This is a genomic window from Halodesulfovibrio aestuarii DSM 17919 = ATCC 29578 (assembly GCF_000384815.1).
Lineage (GTDB): Bacteria > Desulfobacterota > Desulfovibrionia > Desulfovibrionales > Desulfovibrionaceae > Halodesulfovibrio > Halodesulfovibrio aestuarii.
This window is the reverse complement of the sequence record NZ_ARQF01000020.1, coordinates 623,129-641,410: the sequence shown is the minus strand read 5'-3', so window position 1 is coordinate 641,410 and position 18,282 is coordinate 623,129. Positions and strand designations below refer to the sequence as shown.

13 protein-coding genes are annotated in these 18,282 nt (G+C 48.0%); 9 read left to right on the top strand and 4 right to left on the bottom strand.

The genetic code is table 11. The annotated features are described in order from the left end of the window. Positions 1-85 precede the first annotated feature (85 nt). The 3 genes from F461_RS0108840 to F461_RS0108830 are packed head-to-tail and all read left to right on the top strand — an operon-like array spanning position 86 to position 3,707. Positions 86-2,371 carry a xanthine dehydrogenase family protein molybdopterin-binding subunit gene (locus F461_RS0108840; RefSeq protein WP_020000795.1) on the top strand — a complete coding sequence of 762 codons (2,286 nt, stop codon included), beginning with the start codon at positions 86-88 and terminating at the stop codon, positions 2,369-2,371. Then, entirely contained in the window at positions 2,368-2,847 is a 480-nt protein-coding gene (locus F461_RS0108835) for a (2Fe-2S)-binding protein (protein WP_020000794.1), read from the top strand. The genes F461_RS0108840 and F461_RS0108835 overlap by 4 nt, the downstream gene beginning before the upstream one ends. Then, complete coding sequence (locus F461_RS0108830; protein WP_020000793.1) at positions 2,844-3,707, top strand: FAD binding domain-containing protein; 864 nt, start codon at positions 2,844-2,846, stop codon at positions 3,705-3,707. The genes F461_RS0108835 and F461_RS0108830 overlap by 4 nt, the downstream gene beginning before the upstream one ends. A 189-nt stretch (positions 3,708-3,896) precedes the next feature. Here the strand turns inward: F461_RS0108830 and F461_RS0108825 are convergent, their stop codons facing one another. Beyond that, positions 3,897-5,081 (bottom strand): MFS transporter, encoded by a 1,185-nt coding sequence (locus F461_RS0108825; protein WP_020000792.1) that lies wholly within the window; start codon positions 5,079-5,081, stop codon positions 3,897-3,899. A 294-nt stretch (positions 5,082-5,375) separates the two neighbouring features. Between F461_RS0108825 and F461_RS0108820 the strand changes: the two genes are divergently transcribed. From F461_RS0108820 to F461_RS0108800, 5 genes are all read left to right on the top strand, one after another. Further along, entirely contained in the window at positions 5,376-6,530 is a 1,155-nt protein-coding gene (locus F461_RS0108820; RefSeq protein ID WP_235633758.1) for a hypothetical protein, read from the top strand. After that, positions 6,514-7,623: a pyridoxal phosphate-dependent aminotransferase gene (locus F461_RS0108815; protein WP_020000790.1), complete on the top strand. Its 1,110-nt coding sequence runs from the start codon at positions 6,514-6,516 to the stop codon at positions 7,621-7,623. Before F461_RS0108820 ends, F461_RS0108815 begins: the two co-directional genes overlap by 17 nt. A 149-nt stretch (positions 7,624-7,772) precedes the next feature. Next, entirely contained in the window at positions 7,773-8,834 is a 1,062-nt protein-coding gene (locus tag F461_RS0108810; protein WP_020000789.1) for a hypothetical protein, read from the top strand. A gap of 371 nt (positions 8,835-9,205) precedes the next feature. Then, positions 9,206-10,345, top strand: coding sequence for an alanine racemase (gene alr, locus F461_RS0108805; protein ID WP_020000788.1), 1,140 nt, complete (start codon positions 9,206-9,208; stop codon positions 10,343-10,345). A 184-nt stretch (positions 10,346-10,529) separates the two neighbouring features. Continuing rightward, positions 10,530-11,165, top strand: a complete 636-nt coding sequence (locus tag F461_RS0108800; RefSeq protein WP_020000787.1) for a PilZ domain-containing protein — start codon at positions 10,530-10,532, stop codon at positions 11,163-11,165. 520 nt (positions 11,166-11,685) lie between these two features. Here the strand turns inward: F461_RS0108800 and F461_RS0108795 are convergent. The 3 genes from F461_RS0108795 to F461_RS0108785 form a co-directional block, all read right to left on the bottom strand. Next, complete coding sequence (locus tag F461_RS0108795) at positions 11,686-13,251, bottom strand: NAD(P)/FAD-dependent oxidoreductase (RefSeq protein ID WP_020000786.1); 1,566 nt, start codon at positions 13,249-13,251, stop codon at positions 11,686-11,688. 182 nt (positions 13,252-13,433) lie between these two features. Further along, positions 13,434-14,522, bottom strand: a complete 1,089-nt coding sequence (locus F461_RS0108790; protein WP_020000785.1) for a S1 family peptidase — start codon at positions 14,520-14,522, stop codon at positions 13,434-13,436. 207 nt (positions 14,523-14,729) lie between these two features. Beyond that, positions 14,730-16,469 carry a sigma-54 interaction domain-containing protein gene (locus F461_RS0108785; protein ID WP_026364703.1) on the bottom strand — a complete coding sequence of 580 codons (1,740 nt, stop codon included), beginning with the start codon at positions 16,467-16,469 and terminating at the stop codon, positions 14,730-14,732. A gap of 333 nt (positions 16,470-16,802) precedes the next feature. On the opposite strand from F461_RS0108785, the gene F461_RS0108780 reads away from it, so the two are divergent. Beyond that, positions 16,803-18,248, top strand: coding sequence for an APC family permease (locus F461_RS0108780; protein ID WP_020000783.1), 1,446 nt, complete (start codon positions 16,803-16,805; stop codon positions 18,246-18,248). The last annotated feature ends 34 nt before the right edge of the window (positions 18,249-18,282 follow it).

Here is an 18,282-nt window from a genome sequence, read left to right as displayed (position 1 = left end):
AGTCTTGACCCTGCTTGAACTTCGCTTTGATTGACAATCCCTGAGGGGTGTATAATGCTTCGTGCTAATCAAATCAGGAGGTTCCATGCTTTCTACGCAGACCATAGGTTCACGATCCCGCCGTTTTGACGCTCCTGAAAAGGCACTCGGCAGGGAGCGTTTTGCCTCGGACGAATATCCGGAGAGCATGCTCTGGGCGGGGGCGTTGCGCGCAGGTGTACCCCATGGGTTGCTTCGCGGTGTAGACACAACTCAAGCTCGAGCTATACCCGGCGTTGTGGCGGTGTTAACCGCTGAAGACGTTCCAGGAGAGAACAGGCAGGGGTTTATTCATTGGGACATGCCAGTATTATGCGGCACCAAGGTTCGCCATGCAGGTGATGCCGTGGCGTTGGTTGTAGCCGAAACACGGCAAATTCTGGCTGAGGCGTTGCTTGCTATTGTGCTTGATATAGAACCACTTCCTGTAGTGGACGGTTTGGATGCGGCTTTGGCACCCGACGCACCTTTGGTTCACGATTTAGAGACGGGCAATGTCCTTAAGCAGGCTTCGTTGCGTAAGGGGAATGCACAAGCTGCTCTAGCTCGTTGTCCGGTCGTTATTGAAGAGACTTTTTTTACTCCTCAGCAGGCACACTGTTTTTTGGAAACAGAAAACGGTACAGCATATATGGCTGAGGATGGCACCTTGCATATGACGGTGTCTACTCAGGCTCCCTTTCGTGACCGTTTTGAAATAGGCCGGGCTTTGGGATTGCCGCCGGATAGGTTGCATATTACCGCCCCTTTTCTTGGAGGCGGGTTCGGAGGTAAGGACGGATCAACGGTTCAGTGCCTTTTGGCTCTGGCCGCCATGCATGCCGGTGGAAGACCAGTCAAGATGTGGTGGAGTCGAGAGGAAAGTATGCTCGCCGGATACAAACGTCATGCGGCAAGAATGCACTTTCGTCTCGGTGCCGAGGCGGATGGGACGTTAACAGCCTTGATCTGTGATTTGGACTACGACTCTGGTGCGTATGCTCATCTTGGGGTGGAGATTATGGCCCTTGGTTTGGAGCACTCCAGTGGGCCTTATCGCGTGGAATATTTGGAGGCCAACGGACGCTGCATATATACCAATAACCCTGTTGCTGGGGCGTTTCGCGGTTTTGGTGTGGCTCAAGTTTGTTTTGCCTTTGAAGGCATGATGGACAGGCTGGCTGTTAGATTGGGCATGGACCCTTTGGAACTGCGGCTTAAGAATGCGATTCGTCAGGGGGACAAGAACGGGGTGGGCGTGGTCATGACCGGCTCTACCGGAATGGCAGAATGTTTGGTCGGATTGCAGGACCATCAGTTTTGGCGGTCTCGTGATGAATGGGTACAAAGTGCACCGCCTCTGACTCGGCGCGGGGTCGGTATTTCCGCTGTGTATAATGGTATGGGATATGGTCGAGGGCTGGCTGACGCGGCCGTGGCTAAGATCCGGTTAACCGGAGATGGCCGGTTCCGGGTTTATAATAGTGTCAGTGACATGGGGCAGGGCAACAGTCCTACTTTCGTGCAGATCGTTTGCGAAGTTTTGAATCAGAATGAGTCTCAAATGGAATTGGTGCAGCCTGACACGGAACGGTCGCATCCTTCCGGTTCATCCTCGGCGGGGCGGACGACGTACACCTATGGCAAGGCGCTGATTCAGGCATGCGAAGCCATGCGGGATAAGCTTTTGCACAGGGCGGCCATGGTGCTCATGGCGGACGAAGCTTCTGCTCTTTCTCTTGTACCGGGCGCTGTTCGCCATACGTCTTCAGGCCGGGAACTGCCCTTGGCAGTTCTGGCAGGTATGCTTCATCCGGAAGACAGGGTCTGCATCGGAGAGGCAATGATGCCTGTAACGCACGATATGCCCGACGGCGGCGAGAGTTTCAGGCTCGGTTTTCCTCACTTAATTTTTCCTTACGCTGCGCACCTTGCACGCGTGGAGGTGGATGAACTTACCGGCCTTGTGACTGTATGTGACTATGTGGCCTTCACTGACGGAGGCCGGGTGCTTAATCCGCAGAATTTCGAACAGCAGGTACAGGGGGCGGTAGCTCAGGGGCTGGGATACGCACTCTGGGAGGATTGTGTTGCCGAAAACGGGCAATTGCGAACTACTGACTTCAGTACCTATGTTATTCCCGGCTCCGGAGATCTTCCGGATATCGAGTCCCATGCTGTGGAGACCGAGGAAGAATCTGGTCCGTTCGGGATGAAAGGTATTGGTGAAGTGGGTATGAATGGTCCGCTTCCGGCAGTGGCATCTGCCCTGTTGCGCATGGGGTTGCCCATGATCCGTGCTCCCTTTACACCGGAACGAGTTTTGAAAGTACTATGCGGAGGCAATTCATGATCATCTCTTTTGTGTTGGACGGCGAAGAACAAACTCTTGATGTAGACGGGGGACTGCGCGCCGTTGACGTCTTACGGGAATACTGTGGCGTGACTGCTCCTAAGGAAGGCTGCGGAACCGGCGAATGCGGTGCCTGTGCCGTGCTGGTGGACGGAGAGACTCGGCTTTCCTGTTTAATGTTGGCCGCGCAGATGAACGGCTGCATTGTAACCACGGCTCAAGGGTTGGGTACGGATGGACCTCATCCTGTTCAGGAGGCCTTAGCCGATCTTGGCGGAGTTCAGTGCGGATATTGCACACCGGGGATCGCTGTAACCGCAGCGGAATTTTTGGAGCGTAATCCTGATCCGACCCGTAAGGAAATTCGTGATGCCCTTTCTGGCAATCTTTGTCGCTGCACAGGCTATCATAAAATAGTGGATGCCGTGGAGGATGCTGCAAAGCGATTGCAGAAAGAACACGGGAGGGGTGAATGAACATTCTCTTTCCGACTTCTGTTGAGGCGGCTCTGGATGCTTTACAGGTTAATCCTACTGCCAGAGTTATGGCCGGAGGGACAGACCTGTTGGTAAAACGGCGTGCCGGTTCCGAAACTCCAGAGATAGTCGTTTGTATGGAGAAGGTCGCAGATATCTCGTGCATTGAGGTTCAAGAAGACCGGATTCGCATCGGAGCTGCTACAACGATGAGTGGTCTTCTGGACAATACGGATATCCGAGAACGGTTGCCTTTGCTGCACCGCGCAGCCGAGGTTTTTGCGTCCCCTTTAGTGCGCAATATGGCCACCATTGGTGGCAATATATGCACGGCTTCGCCGGCAGCGGATACCCTGCCGCCTTTGCATGTGCTGGGAGCAGAAGTGGAAATTTATTCGTCCTCAGGGAAACGGTGTATACCTATTTCTGATTTTGTTGTGGCTCCCGGGAGAACCTCATTGGCTTCAGGCGAGTTGCTTGGCGCTGTGATTGTGCCTGTGCCACAAGGTCGTACTATTGGGTATTTTGAAAAGGTTGGGAAGCGTAAGGCGTTGGCTATCGCCGTAGTTAGTCTGGCTGCGCTGCTTCGAGTCGAAAGTAATGTGATCACTGAAGCTCGGTTGGCATGGGGTAGTGTTGGGCCGACTGTAGTCCGCTGCTCGGATGTTGAATCCCAGCTTATTGGAAGCGCTCCGACTCTGGATACTTTTCGTAGTGTCGGGGAAAGCGTACGCCGTGCGATTCACCCCATCAGCGATGTTCGTGCTTCTGCAGAATACCGAATGGAAGTGGCTGTTAATCTGTTGCTTCGACTGGCTGAACAGGCGGCTGATCCGACGGGAATTAAGGTAGGTTTCTAGCTCTCAATAGTATATTTGGAAAACAACGAGTACCCAATAGTACCCTTTAAAACAGGTTGTAATTTCGGGTTGGTCGATGTCTTTTAGTGGCCGGTTGTTTACTTTATTCAGTGACGCTTTCTAACGTGTTTTTTTTGGGGGGGGGGTAAGCTCTTTTTAAAAAGGAGCTTGCCCCCCATTGCATTTTGATTATCGTCGTCGAAGACTTCCGGCAAGAATGCCTCCCAGCAGCGGGCAGACCGCAAACCAGACGAATAGGTGGGCAGTTGACGTTCCCATAGCCAGCAGTCCTCCGGCTATCAGTGGCCCGAAAACGTAACCGGCATCCATGGTAAATAGCATCAGGTTGATATTGAAGCCACGTAACTGCGGTGGGGAAATTTCAAACATAGCCGCATTAAGCTGCGGAACAGCCAATCCCATACATATCCCGTAGGCTCCGGCTAGGATGAGAAGTGTGGAGGCTTCTCCCGCAAGACTGAAGAGAGCGATAACCGTTGCTAACGCTAGTAACACCATCAGAAGCATGGCGAATCTGTCCATCCTATCTAGAAGTTTGCCGCAAAACACGCGTACGCCGATTGTGCCAGCTGTGGAAACGCTGAAGAAGAGCCCTGCATTGAGCGTGTCGAGCGTTACCAACCGGTCTTTCATGAAAAAGAAGACTACGGTTGTGGCTGTGAAGAGTAACCCGTTTGCGGTCAGCAGTCGTCCAACGCCAGGCTCGCGGAGACCGGCTCGAATGTCAGCTAGAGTGGGGCGGCGAAATTCGGCAATGTTGTCTCGTTCCGATTGTAGGATGCGTTTGCGCAGGTATGGAAGTGAGGCCAGTGCGAGAAGTAGTACTGGCGCAAACATTGCGTAGATGCGAGGTTCGCTGCCTGCCAGCGGCAACAGTCGCTCCATAAGCGGAGGCAGGATGGCATAGGGCAACAGACCTGCTATAGCGAAGACTCCGAAGCCTTGTCCCACCCTGTCGGGTGGAAGGGATGCCACTAATAGCATTGCCAGCGCTGATACGAGCAGTACGAAGCCCAGACCGTGAGCGATGCGGACTATAGCGAGGGTCCAGAGGGTGTCGGCTACAGAATAGGAAAACAATGCGCTCATAAGGATCAGTAAAGCGGCTGCAACTACGGATACACTGTTGCGCACGGTCAGAAAGGGGCTGATTAAAGGTCTGAACACAAGGGCTGTGAACGGTTCCAGCCCGATTAGCACACCACGCCAAAATGAGGGAATGTCGTTTGCTTTAAGGTAGTCGTTCAGACCGTAGAACAGGGAAATATTGCAGAAGGCTAGAAAGGTGACTCCCATGAGGAGGCAGAACTCTGGAGAGAATAACGAGTTGTCATTTTTGGAAAAAAGAAGCATGGTATTACCTTTCAATATGGCAGTAGATGGTTCGTGGGAGTTTGTTGCAACCCTTTCTTGTGATTAGCTTTTCGGCGAGCCTTTTGTAAAGGCGTTCGGCAAGAACGCCGTTTTTCATCAATTTCGTCAGTGAGGCTTTTTGTGAACACCGCAGCACCGTGTATCCGTCTCCGGCTTCATGCTGATGCTGAATGGGCTGGACTTTTGCAGGCAGCGGCCGAGCAGGCTGGTGCCGTCTTCAGATTGGACCGCGCTAAGATTCCGCGTTTGGTCCATTGCGCCGAGGAGCTTTTGTTGTTTCTCGCATCGGTCGATGTGGGCGATATTGAAACGACTATCCGAACCATCCCCACCGGTGTTGAGATTAGTTTTTCTTTTGTCTCTGCCGATGTTGACCTTTCCGCAATGAATCTGGCCTCTGCGCCTAATATTGACGGAGAAAATGGAGACTGGACTTGTCTGCCATTGTTATTGGCTGCGCGGATGTCTGACGGCTTTCGTGTTAGGCTGGATGGTCGGAGGATGGAGCTCGCTTTACGGGTAGACAAGGTATACCCTGAGCTGAAGCCTTTTCCAGTGGAACGCATTTGTTTGCAAGGGCGGATGACTTTTTCCGGCGTCAGCGATGCAGACTCGTTGTTTGAAGCGTGTAACGCGATTACTGCGCTTTATCCGGAGCATGTTGTGCCGGAGTGGTGTGCTTGTCCGGGTAGAACGGCAGATTTGGTTGGGGCTGGGGAGTTGTTTGCCATAGAAGCTCGTGATGCGTCCGGTCACTTGTGTGGAATAGTTTTTTGGGAAATGCGTTCCGAACAGAGCGTCACTTTCTTCGGACCTTATGATTTTTCTACGGATGGTTCTGTCGTCGGGGAACTGGTCAACGCCATGTTGCAGGCTGTGGGACGAACCAGAGCCAAGAACGTGTTCAATAGCTTGGGCACACAGTCGCTGGCTGACCATGGCTTCGAACTTATGGCTGAGCTGCCGTACCTGCTAGAAGGTGCTTCGGAGCCAGTAATGCATTCCGTCTGGGGCCGAATGCTCCAAGAGGATTTCGGCGCGGTGGTTTGGACGCACTCGGAGTTCGCTGATTTTCTGCGTAGCCGCTACGATGCCTTGGAACTGGTCCGTGATTTACGTCCTGTGAGCGAACTCGGCGAAGTCGTTCAACCGGGATCAGTTATCGGCGCACGTTTGAGCCCCGCCCTGAGTGAGGCTTTCCTTTACCCGGAACTCAACGGTGCAGACATGGGTGATAACCTTGGCCGGCATGTCGCGTCTCTTACTTCCGCAGGTTACCGAAACATTTTTTTTGAAATAGACTTGTCTAAAGGATGGCACGCTGCCATAGGCAGTTCCCTGTGTCGGTGTGGCTTCCGGCCTGAACTTCTACTGCCCCACGGTGGGCAGTCTGATACATTGGTTTTCCGTCATGTCTCTGAAGCTTGATAATCTGGTTCCGGAACATATCCGGCTTTTCGATCCATATCGGCCTAGTCCTCCGGATGCTGAATTGATGCGGCTTTACGGTCTTAATCACCTGCACCGTTTGAACAACAACGAGAACATATTGGGGCCCTCGCCTGCCGTGCGAGAACTGCTGGCCGAGATCAATGCAGGTATAATCCCTATTTACCCTCATGGCGATAGTCAGAATCTGCGTGATACTCTGTCCGAAAAATTGGGACCGGATCGGTCACGTTTTTTGGTGGGGAACGGCTCCTGCGAATTGATTTCGAGTGTTGTTAAGGCATTCTGTGAACCGGGCGACAATATTATTACTGCAGATAAAACATTTGCTGTTTATGAATGGGTTGCAGAGTTCTCCGGTATTGAAGCACGTTTGATTCCGTTGGATCAAAACTATCGTTTTGATCCAGATGCCATGTTGGCTGCTGTTGATGCCCGAACCAAGCTTATTTTTGTCTGCAATCCCAATAATCCAACCGGAACCTACTGGGACGAAATGACTATGCGTCGTTTTCTGGATGCTGTGGATGGGCGATGCATTGTGGTGGCGGACGAGGCCTATTGTGAATTCGTGGAACAGCCGGACTTTCCTGACTGTATTAAATTGCAAGACGAGTATCCTAACCTCGTATCTTTTCGAACATTTTCAAAGATGTACGCCTTAGCCGCGTTGCGTGTGGGCTATCTCTGTGCCGGTGAGGACGTCACTGACATAATTAGTCGTGCACATGTGGCCTATTCTGTTAATACCACTGCCCAGATGGCAGCACGGGCTGCACTGTTGGACCGGTCTCCATTTATTGGACAGACGTTGGATATGGTGCGTAGTGGGCGCAAACTGATTGCCGATACATGTGAAAAGTTAGGTTTTGATTATATTATTGGCGAGGGTAATTATGTCATGATCCGGACGCCAATTTCAGACACTCTACTGCAGCGCAAACTTTTGCGTCGTGGATTTCTGGTTCGTACCATGACTGGCTTTCGTTTTCCTAACTGGATTCGTGTCAGCTTGGTGAAGGAGTCTGTGCTGGAGGAGTTTTGCGTAGTCCTGACAGAAATTTTTAGCTGATATTTGTTTTTGTAAATTTTTCTTCCTGAAAATATCTAACCTTAAGCGATCCTCGTACCCCGGATGTTGAAGTCAGCCGGATTTTCGATCCGGATCCTTCCTTCCGTGAGTATCGCCACAGGCGCCCTGATGGGCAGTGCGTATGGAGAATGAAAGTGAAAGCAAGCAGAGAACAAAATCTGGCACGACTGAGAGAAGAGGCGTACGTCATCGAACCGGGGCAGAAGGTTGAGGTAGATTTTTTCAGACCTGAAGATGCGCTCGGCGTGGCGCGTCTATACTATGCCGTCTATGGCGAGATGTTTCCGGTGGACCATGTCTATGACCCTGAAGAATTAGTCCGCATCAACGTGAGCGACGATATGTTTCAAGTCGTCGGACGTACGTCCAAAGGTGACGTGGTTGGTTTGTATGCTCTATTTAAGTCAGCTCCAAGCACGAAGATTCTGGAGGGTGGTTCTTGGATCGTGCATCCTGATTATCGGGGGACATCACTAGGTCTGCGGTTGGTTAGTAAAAGTCATAATAATCCGCCAGAACATCTTGGGCTTGAGGGTCTTTTTGGTCAGAGTGTGTGCGACCACCTTATTTCACAAAAGCTCTGCCAACGTTTTAAAGCCCGGGTTTGCGCACTTGAAATTGAACCAATGCCGTCCCGTCCCGGGGAGGCTGGTGAGTACGGGCGTATCTCTCTTTTAGACAGCCTTATTGTGCTGCAAAATCTTCCTGATGAAGTATATTTACCTGAACGTTACGATGCACAGCTTCGTGAACTATATGGATGGACAGGGCTTGATCGTTCTCTTTTAAAGGATACGATGGGAGAAAAGGAGATTGCTCTAACGGGGAAATCCGTATTGTCATCAAATTCTTTAGCCGAAGCGGGTTTGTTGAAGATAGAGGTGGAATCTGTAGGAGATGGATTTGCTGAACGTCTTGCGGAGGTGCTTAGGGAGCATCAGGGTATGTCTATATATCAACTTGTTATTCCCTTGTGGCGTAACGGATGTTCTGTAGCCGTGGAAGCCGCACGTAGAGAGGGCTTTTTCTTTGGCGGAGTGCTTCCTTTATGGTTTGATCGAGATGCTTTGTTGTTGCAACGAGTGACTGAAACTCCGAATTTTGGCAAGTTGTGTATTCTTCAGGAGGAAAGCAAGGCGTTGTTGAAGATGGTCGAAGCTGATTGGAAGATATTGCACAACGAAGGGTAATATTTTTTGTGATATGTTGAAAAAATACCGGACGTTCTGTCTGGAACCATGTTCACTCTAGTCTTTTAGAGTTGCCAATTGTCAGTTTCTAACTTTATTTTCAGTTTACAATTTGGTAAAAAAATTCCTGCCATGTTGTCCAGTTTTGGTAGTTTTTTGATTTATAGGGATAACTTGGAAGGACGGAAGTTGTGTTGCATGAAGGGTGACGGGACAGCTGTGTGTTGATGCCTTCAAGTTCAGTGTAATTTTATCAAGATTACTGTTTGGTTGTAGAAACAAAAGTGCTGGACTGTACTCTACTGTACATAATTTCTGTATGGAGACTATATAGGGGAAAAGAGAGACGTATCACATCTAAGGAAGGAAACATGCTGCATTCAGAGCCTCTTTGGGCTGAAATAGACCTTTCTGCAATTCGTCACAATATACGGGAGATTCGTCGGGTTATTAGTGACCAGAAGGCGATGCTCGTTGTTGTTAAGGGCAATGCATATGGCCATGGAGCAATTCAGGTCGCAAATGCTGTTGTACGAGAAGGTGTTGAGTATTTGGGCGTCGCCAGATTGAGTGAAGCTATTGTCTTGAGAAATGCAGGAATTAAAGCGCCTATCTTGATTCTTGGCTATACTCCTCCTGACTGTGCGCCACGTTTAGTAGATCTGAAGCTGACGCAGACGGTGCATTCTTGTGAATACGCCGAGCGTTTGGCGTCGTTTCTACATTGTGCCAAAGCAAAACTTACTGTCCATATTAAGATTGATACTGGTATGGGGCGGTTAGGTTTACTTCCGGAGAGCGTCCCCGGGCAATCGTCCATTGTTGATCGTGTGCAGAATATTGCGGAGCACGGTGTCTTTCATCTGGAAGGTATTTATACGCATTTTGCCGCAAGCGACGCGGACTGTCTGGACAACGCACATCAGCAGTTGAAGCTGTTCACGCAGACTGTTGATTCTCTGAAAGCTGCGGGTGTTGAATTTCCCTTTATCCATGCTGCTAACAGTGCTGCAATTATGACTATGCCAGAAGCACATTTTAATATGGTGCGTCCTGGAATTATTACGTACGGGTTATATCCATCGGAGTGTGTTGAGCGCAGTCTGCTTGATCTGAGGCCCGGCATGGCGGTGAAGGCTTCTCTTGTGAGCGTGAAAGATGCCCCATGCGGTACGACCGTGAGCTATGGTCATACTTATGTGTGTAAAGGTAATACTCGGATTGGCGTTGTTCCTATTGGATACGCGGACGGGTATGACAGGGCTCTTTCTTCTAAAGGAATAATGCTTGTTCATGGCAAGCGTTTTCCTGTTGTCGGCAGAGTTTGTATGGATCAGACAATGATTGACCTTGGGCCCGAATCAAGCGCTGAGTGTGGTGACGAAGTAGTGATTCTTGGCAAGCAAGGTGATACTTCTGTTACTGCAGACGACTTAGCGCAACTGCTGGATACTATTAATTATGAAATAGTTACACGCCTTATGGCGCGTGTTCGACGGGTTTATATCTAGCTTTTACATAATTATTTTACGATATGTCGGAACACTTATGTGTTCCGGCTTTTTTGTTATGCCGTATACAGTTTTGGATGGGTGGCTTCATATTCTCTTTAGTTTATGATTTCTGATTATTAACGAAAGACGGTGTTAATGCTTTTTTTGAAAAAACGTAAGTGTAGGAGTGGATTCGTTTACTATGAATATAGGTGAAAATCTTAATATTCAGTTAGCTAGTACGGGACAACGTTGTTGGGGAGAAATTGTCGGACTCAAAAAGGATAAATATCTTCTTGTTGAAACCGGAAAGAACAAGAACTCTCTTGCTTTTTTGCCAGAAGATGTTGTTACAGTGCGCTGTGTAAGTAACAATGATGGTGTTCTTTGTGGTTTTAGAACAACTGTTGCGCGATATTTAACTGAACCTTTTCCACAAGTTATTCTGCACTTCCCGCAAGACATTGAACAGATGCAATTGCGAAATGAGACTCGGTATCACTGTTTTTCCCCTGTAACGGTACATCATGGAAATCTGTCTTGTGAGGGAATGTTGATAAACATTTCTGAGCACGGCGGTAAGGTTGTGCTGGCTGAGGGGGGACAGGGTAGTTGCGTAGAGTCTCAGGAGTGCCCTTTTCTGGAAGATCAGAAAATTTCTTTAGATATTAGACCGCTGGGTGCAGTAGCTCCGGTGACAGTTGATGCAGTTATTAAACGGGTAACCATACGGGATGGTGGTATTACGCTCGGTGTATTTGTAGATTCTGTGCCTGAAGATGGAACTATTTTTTTGGAATTTATAGAGCGATGCAGAAAATTTAGTGAGTTGGTATAGTTGGGCTATTAGCTTGTAATATTGACTGAGATACTTTTCTTTCTGTCGTTTTTTGATCTGCGTTAATAACGCTAATAGGCGCTTACTGCGATTTTTTTGTCAGCTAAGCGCTTTTTTTAGAACCTTGTAGAAAATTTTTTTTTAAGCAAAAAAAGATGGGCAAACATCGTGGGAGACGAGTTCGCGTGGTTGGCAGGAATTTTTGAAAAAATATATTATTCTAGATTTATTGTAGAATTCAATTGAAGGAAACAGAAAACCCCTTCTGGTGAGGAAGGGGTTTCGAAGAGCGTTTCATAAAGAAATTTATGAGTTCGATACCTGCTAAGTGGTGGTAGAGCAGTGATGCGAGCGGAAATGCATCGTGTATCTTAGATTGATTGCTCAATCAGTGATTTGATTAGTAGCCCTCATGATTGATGCTGTCAATGCAAAAAGTACGAATATATAAAATAAGCCCTTATCCAGAAAAGATAAGGGCTTGTTTTATATTAAGCGACTGCCTAGTCGAAATCAGGTTCTATTCGCAAAGTGAAGCTGCAACTGAAGTTGCAACTCGCTCTCCATCAATTGCAGCAGAGACAATGCCCCCTGCATAGCCTGCGCCTTCACCACATGGATAAAGTTTACGCACGGAAGGGTGTTCCAAGGTTTTGCGGTCTCGCAGGACTCGCACCGGAGAGCTGGTTCGGGATTCCACAGCCATCATTTTAGCTTCATTGGAATCGAACCCTTTGTATTTTCGGCCAAACACAGGAAGCGCCTTGGCAAGTCTGTCAGCAACATTGTGCGGTAATAATTCATTCAGTGGCGCTGAGTACAGCCCTGGTACATAGGAAGATTCCGGTAAGGAGCCAGAAGTTTTTCCCGCAATAAAATCGCCCACGCGCTGCGCAGGGGCTTTTTGAGATGTCCCGTCACCAGCTTTGAACATGTTTTTTTCAACCGCGGCCTGAAAGGCAAGAGCTGCAAGGGGATCTGAAGGATCACCTCCTACGTCATCGAGACGGATTTCAACAACAAGTCCGGCGTTTGCAAACGGTGCGCTACGGCTGGACATGCTCATACCGTTAAGAACGAGTTCTCCGGGAGCCGTTGATGCCGGTACAACAAAACCGCCAGGGCACATACAGAAAGAAAATACGCCGCGTTCTTCAACTTGCGTTGTGATGCGGTAGCTTGCTGCGGGTAGATTTTCGTGACGCGGTGACTGATGGTAGAAAATTTGGTCAATAAGCGGCTGCGGATGTTCGATGCGAACGCCGAGGGCAAACGGTTTTGCCTCTACTGCCACCTTGTTACGGACGAGCATGTGGAAAATGTCACGCGCAGAATGGCCAGTGGCCAGAATAACTGCATCTGCGTCAACACGTTCTCCAGTATCAAGGACAGCTCCTTTAACGGTGTCACCATCTATAATGAGGTCAGCAACTTGCGCGCCGAAGTGGATTTCGCCACCGGCTGCGATGATGGATTCACGCATACTGCTGACAATGCGGGGGAGCATGTTGGAGCCCAAATGTGGATGTGCATCTATTCGGATATCTGGATTGGCACCATTTTCAATAAACAGATTAAGAATACGCTTCACATTGCCGCGTTTAGTTGCACGCGTGTAGAGTTTTCCGTCTGAATAGGTTCCAGCACCGCCTTCTCCGAAGCAGTAATTTGAATTGGGGTCGACAACTCCGTCAGCTTGAATCTTTTTAAGATCGTAACGCCGAGTTGTTACATCCTTACCTCGTTCGAGAATGATCGGCTTAATTCCTTTTTCCAAAAGAGTAAGTGCCGCAAAATATCCGGCAGGCCCAGCACCGACGATAACAACGCGTTTGCCGGTTAGTTTTTCCGGACAAAAAATGGAGCCGCAATCTTCTTGTGGTGCTTCGCCCAACTGCACTTGGCATACAAACTGAGGACTACGGGAACGCGCATCAATAGAACGGCGTATTACATGTGACTGAATTTCCGGAGTGTTCGGTAATCCAGCTTTTCGTAACGCAGCCTTACGGATAATTGTGGCGTTGTTTATATCGCGCGGGTCAATTTTGACCTCAACCGTTTTGGGTTCGGTTACTGGCTTCATTAGATACTCTTTATCTGAAATGTATATGGTGCGGATTGTGATTACTATACAGCCGCTCTCTATATAATCATCTTGGCTGATTCGTCAAAAGAGAACGTTTCTATATAATTAGTTGAAATAATATATTATATTGTTTTTATGCATATGCGCGGCATAGTAACTGTCATTAATTGTGCGGTAAATTAGTAGCGCCTAATCAAGAAGACAGAGTTTCTGTACTGAGTGTAAATTTCCTCTGCTGCAAAAGTCTTGTTGATTGACGGCAGAGGAGAGATTCCAACCTGAGCAAAAAGTAAGGCAAGTCCGTTTGTTTTTTTAACGTATCCGATACCTTCCGTGCCAAGTGCTACCAGCTTGGAGCTAACAACTCCTACTGCTGTACCACGAGTGTTGAATACAGGGCCGCCACTGTTTCCGCCGTTGATAGGGGCGTTGAGTTGGTATTCCGTGGTATTATTTTGAAAGCCGAGCAAAGAACTGATGATGCCGTCTGACATTTTGAGGGAGTTGCCGACTTTTTCTCCCTTTGGAAAACCGAGGATGTATATGGATTCTCCAACATTGCTGAGTGTAGTAAGAGCAACAGGAATGGGGCGGTATGCTTCCGGAAGCGGATCAATTTTAAGAATGGCTAAATCATTAGTTTTGTCGGTAAGAACGACAGTCGCAGTTCGGGTGGTACCGTTCGGCAAAACAATTTCCAGAGTACGTTTGTTACCTGCAACATGCTCGCATGTAACAAGATAGCCACGGGAATCTACGAGCCAGCATGTTCCCGTAGCGCGTCCTAACATCCCTTTTGGGTAGCTTTTTTCAAAACCGCAGAGAACATTGCTTCGAATTTGTTGTGTCTCAATGTATTGTTGCAACTCTGTTGCAAAATCGCTTGCCATATAGCTGGGAACAAGGGTGCGGTTGAGTCCGCTACCTTTTGAATACACATCGTAAACAAAGCCTGAAAGATTTTTGTTAGTCTTTGAGCGGAGTTCAATTGGCTCAATGGTCGCACGGGCTTGCCCCATAATCGGGCCGTAATGGTTTGCATGTATTAAATTAGTACCCGGTGTTGCCTGAACTCTGTCGAACGTAGTTGCCGCAACGGCAACTCCAATTTCCCATGCTTCGTCCTCATTAATATCTAGAACCCGGATGCAATCTTTGCTCTGGTATGTCTTTGTGCCGGAGATGAACTGCCGGTTAGAACATCCGCAAACCATTGCGAGAAGCAGCGTAAGGAATAGAATACGGGAAAAAAAGTGACGAGAGTACATAGGGGGTCTCCGGTGAAAAAAAATCGTTCAGGTAATCAGGTTGTGTACAGCCGTTTTCTTTAGATATTAAAGTGTCATCTATCAAAAATAATTCATAAATGCGTATAGTAAAAAAAGCGCAAAGTCGAAAGAAAACCTCTGTACATAAGTACAGAGGTTTGATGCAAAAGAATAAGTCGAAGGTGATCTGATTTTCGATATATACTCTTACGAGAGATTGTGGCTTACCTCGACGAGGCCGATTTTGTATCGTTGAGCCTTGCGGACAATGGTTGACTGGCTGGTTCCGAGTAGTTTTGCAGCTTTGTATGTGCTCCTGCCTTCAGTTAATGCCTGTTTGATAAGCTTGCGCTCCAGATTTTCTACTTCATCTTTCATGTTGATGTGAGTGACGCTTGGTATCGTCGCTCCGCAGTTTTCATTTGCAGAAAGAAAATGCGGCGGAAGATAGTCGGGAGTAATAAGATCCTGATCACACATGGCAACGAGGTAGTCTACGGCTGCACGAAGTTCTCGGACGTTGCCCGGCCAACTGTTTTGAGAAAGTGTCGAAAGCAGGTCTGGTGAAAGAGCCTTACGAAGATTGTATTTCAAATTCGCACTGGTGAGGAAGTGCTGTACTAGTAATGGAATATCCTCTGCGCGTTCACGCAATGGCGGGATGGACACAATAAGAACGCGCAGGCGGTAGTACAGATCTTCCCGGAAGGTGCCGGAAGCAAGCAGCTTGTCAAAAGATTTGTTAGTTGCAGCAATAATGCGCACATTAGGCTTCAGCTGTGTGGTTCCTCCGACCTTTCGGTAGCCGTCACCGTCAAGAACGTGCAACAGCTTAACCTGCATGAGTAAAGGAAGTTCGGCAATCTCATCAAGGAAGAGCGTTCCTCCATCTGCAAGTTCAAACATTCCGGCCTTGCCTTTTTCGGAAGCGCCGGAGAATGCTCCCGCCTCATACCCGAAAAGTTCTGCTTCTAGAAGCTCACTCGGAATAGCCCCACAGTTAATAGATATAAAGGGTCCTTCGCCGCGTCCGCTTTGTTTGTGGATAGTGCCGGCTGTGAGTGTTTTACCAGTACCGGTTTCACCTAACAAAAGCACTGGAGCGTCAACGTGCGCAGCCCGCTGGATGTCCTGCGAAAGTTGCAGCATAACAGGGCTGTTACCAAGTATTCCTTCAGCTTGACCTTTTTCTAAAGTTTTTAATTTGTCTCTATATACTTGTGCTTCCAGTTCATATTTACTGAGCTTTGTCTGCAATGTCTTCAGTTCACTGATGTCTCGGATACATGCAATTGCTCGCCATGCTTCACCATTTGCATCAAAGATAGGGGTGCTGGTGTTAAGGCAACGTACGCCATTGCTGTAGTCATCAAACATTGTTACAGAGTGGCCTGCTTCTAAAGCTCTCAAGGTTACACACGTTGTTGTATAGCCCATTTCAACCGCTTCTGAGACGTGCTTGCCTATTACTTCTTCTGCTTTGATACCAGCGATGCGCTCCATAGCTTTGTTTACGCGCTGAGTAATACCGTTCCCGTCAATTACCCAAATGCCATCATGCATTGATTCAAAAAGGACATCGAGCTCTTCTTTATGGAGGGCTGCGTTTTGGAAGCTCTCATTGTTGATGCTGTAAACCGTGACTGAACGGTATTCAGTGTTTTCATCGATCCAGTGCCACGTCACACAGTAATTAACATTCTGAATTTTAACAAAAACTGTTGCGCCTTCCGGCATAGTTGCGAGCTGTAAAGCATCTGCAGGAAGTGTATGTTGTCGAATGTGATGCAGAAATGACTCAGGCGCTTCAGCTTGTGAAAATGAAGGGAAAAGTGTGCAAAGATTGTTGGTGTGCTTTTCAATAACCCATTCTTTTCCTTTGCAAAGAATGGTTGAGAAAAAATTCTCATTTGTGGAGGGTGGTGTCATGGCTCGAGTTGTTGGCATAGCATCCTTCGTTTTGTAGTAATTCAAATTTGCATCGTTTTTTCAGAAAATTTACACATCTCATTAAGTTTTTTTTAAAATCAATGCAAGAATGACTCACTCATTATTTCAGGTTCATCAGACGCTCAGTGAAAAAACCTTATAATGCGTAGGGTTGTGTAAGATGTGATAATTGGCACAAGGTTTGCTTTTAGGGGAGTGTTGCAAAGCAGTAGAATGAACTTCGTGGGACAGGTTACATACTACTCTATAGGTTTGGTGTATTGGTTTACGCCAAAAAAGAGATTACAGCGACGGATACTGTCGCAAAAGGTTTTGGAGGGCATAAGTTTTATGGCTGAGACACAGACTTCATTAAAAAAGACGATTAAGCCTAGTCAGGCTTGGGCGCTTGCGCTTGGCGCAATTTTAGGTTGGGGCGCGTTTGTATTGCCTGCACTGCGATTTTTGCCAACCGCGGGACCACTTGCTTCGTGCATCGGTTTCGCACTTGGCGGAGTGATGCTTCTTTTTGTTGCCATGAGCTATGGTGACATGATCGGGAAGTACCCAGTTGCTGGTGGCGAATTTGTATTTGCATATGTTGGATTCGGCCCTACAGCTGCATTTGTATGTGGTTGGGCATTAGCGCTTGGTTATATTTGTATTATTGCACTTAACGCGTCAGCGCTTGCGCTGCTTTTTAGATTCCTCCTTCCAGGGGTATTTGAAGTTGGATATTTGTACACAATCGTAGGTTGGGACATTTACGCCGGCGAACTGGCAATGCTTATTGCTATTCTCGTAGGTTGTGGCTGGATCAACTACCGTGGTGCGGATCTTGTTGGTAAAATTCAGGTGTTTCTCGCAATTGCACTGGTTGGTGGCGTTTTTGCGCTGTTTGCTGGAACGACCCTGCATGAAACTTCTTCAGTTTCCAACTTGTTCCCACTGTTTGCAGAGCATCGCAGCCCAATGGCATCTATCATGGCAATCGTAGCTATCGCACCTTGGCTTTACGTTGGCTTTGATACCATTCCTCAGGCTGCTGAAGAATTTGATTTTCCGCATGAGATGGCAACTAAACTGATGGTGACCGCAATTCTGTGTGGCGTTGTGCTCTACGCAATGGTTACTCTCGCTGTAGCTGGTCTTATGCCTTACAAAGAGCTTTTAGCTATGGATGTACCTTGGGCTACTGGCTACGTTGCTCACCTTTCATTAGGTAAAGCAGGTAGTGTGATTCTCGCAATCGCAGTTTCAGCAGCAATCTTCACCGGTATTAACGGCTTCTTCATCGCATCATCCCGTTTGCTCTTCAGCATCGGCCGCGCAAGAATCCTTCCAAGCTGGTTTGGAGATATTCATCCAAAGCATGGTACCCCGCACAAATCTATTGTGTTCGTAACCCTGCTTACCATCATCGCACCGTTCTTCGGTCGTGAGGTACTGAACTGGGTAGTAGATATGTCTGCGGTTGGTACGGTTATTGGTTACCTCTACACTTGTCTTGCTGCATACAAAGTTGCTGTAGCGTTCCGAAGTGAAGAGAAAACCTCGAAAAAGATTATTTTTGCGGCGTTTGGCTCTGTGAGCTCCATAATTTGTATCCTGCTTCTTACCGTTCCAGGTTCCCCTGGTTCCATCGGCACAGAATCCTGGATTGCACTGGTACTCTGGACTCTACTCGGCGCGTTTTTCTACAAAATAAAAATGGGTGAATTCAAAGGTCTTGATTATGAGACTCAGCGTTCATTGATGATGGGCGGCATTGAGCTCCCTACTTTCTTCAAAAAATAGAAGAAGTATAAGATCAAGGTACTAAACAAATAAA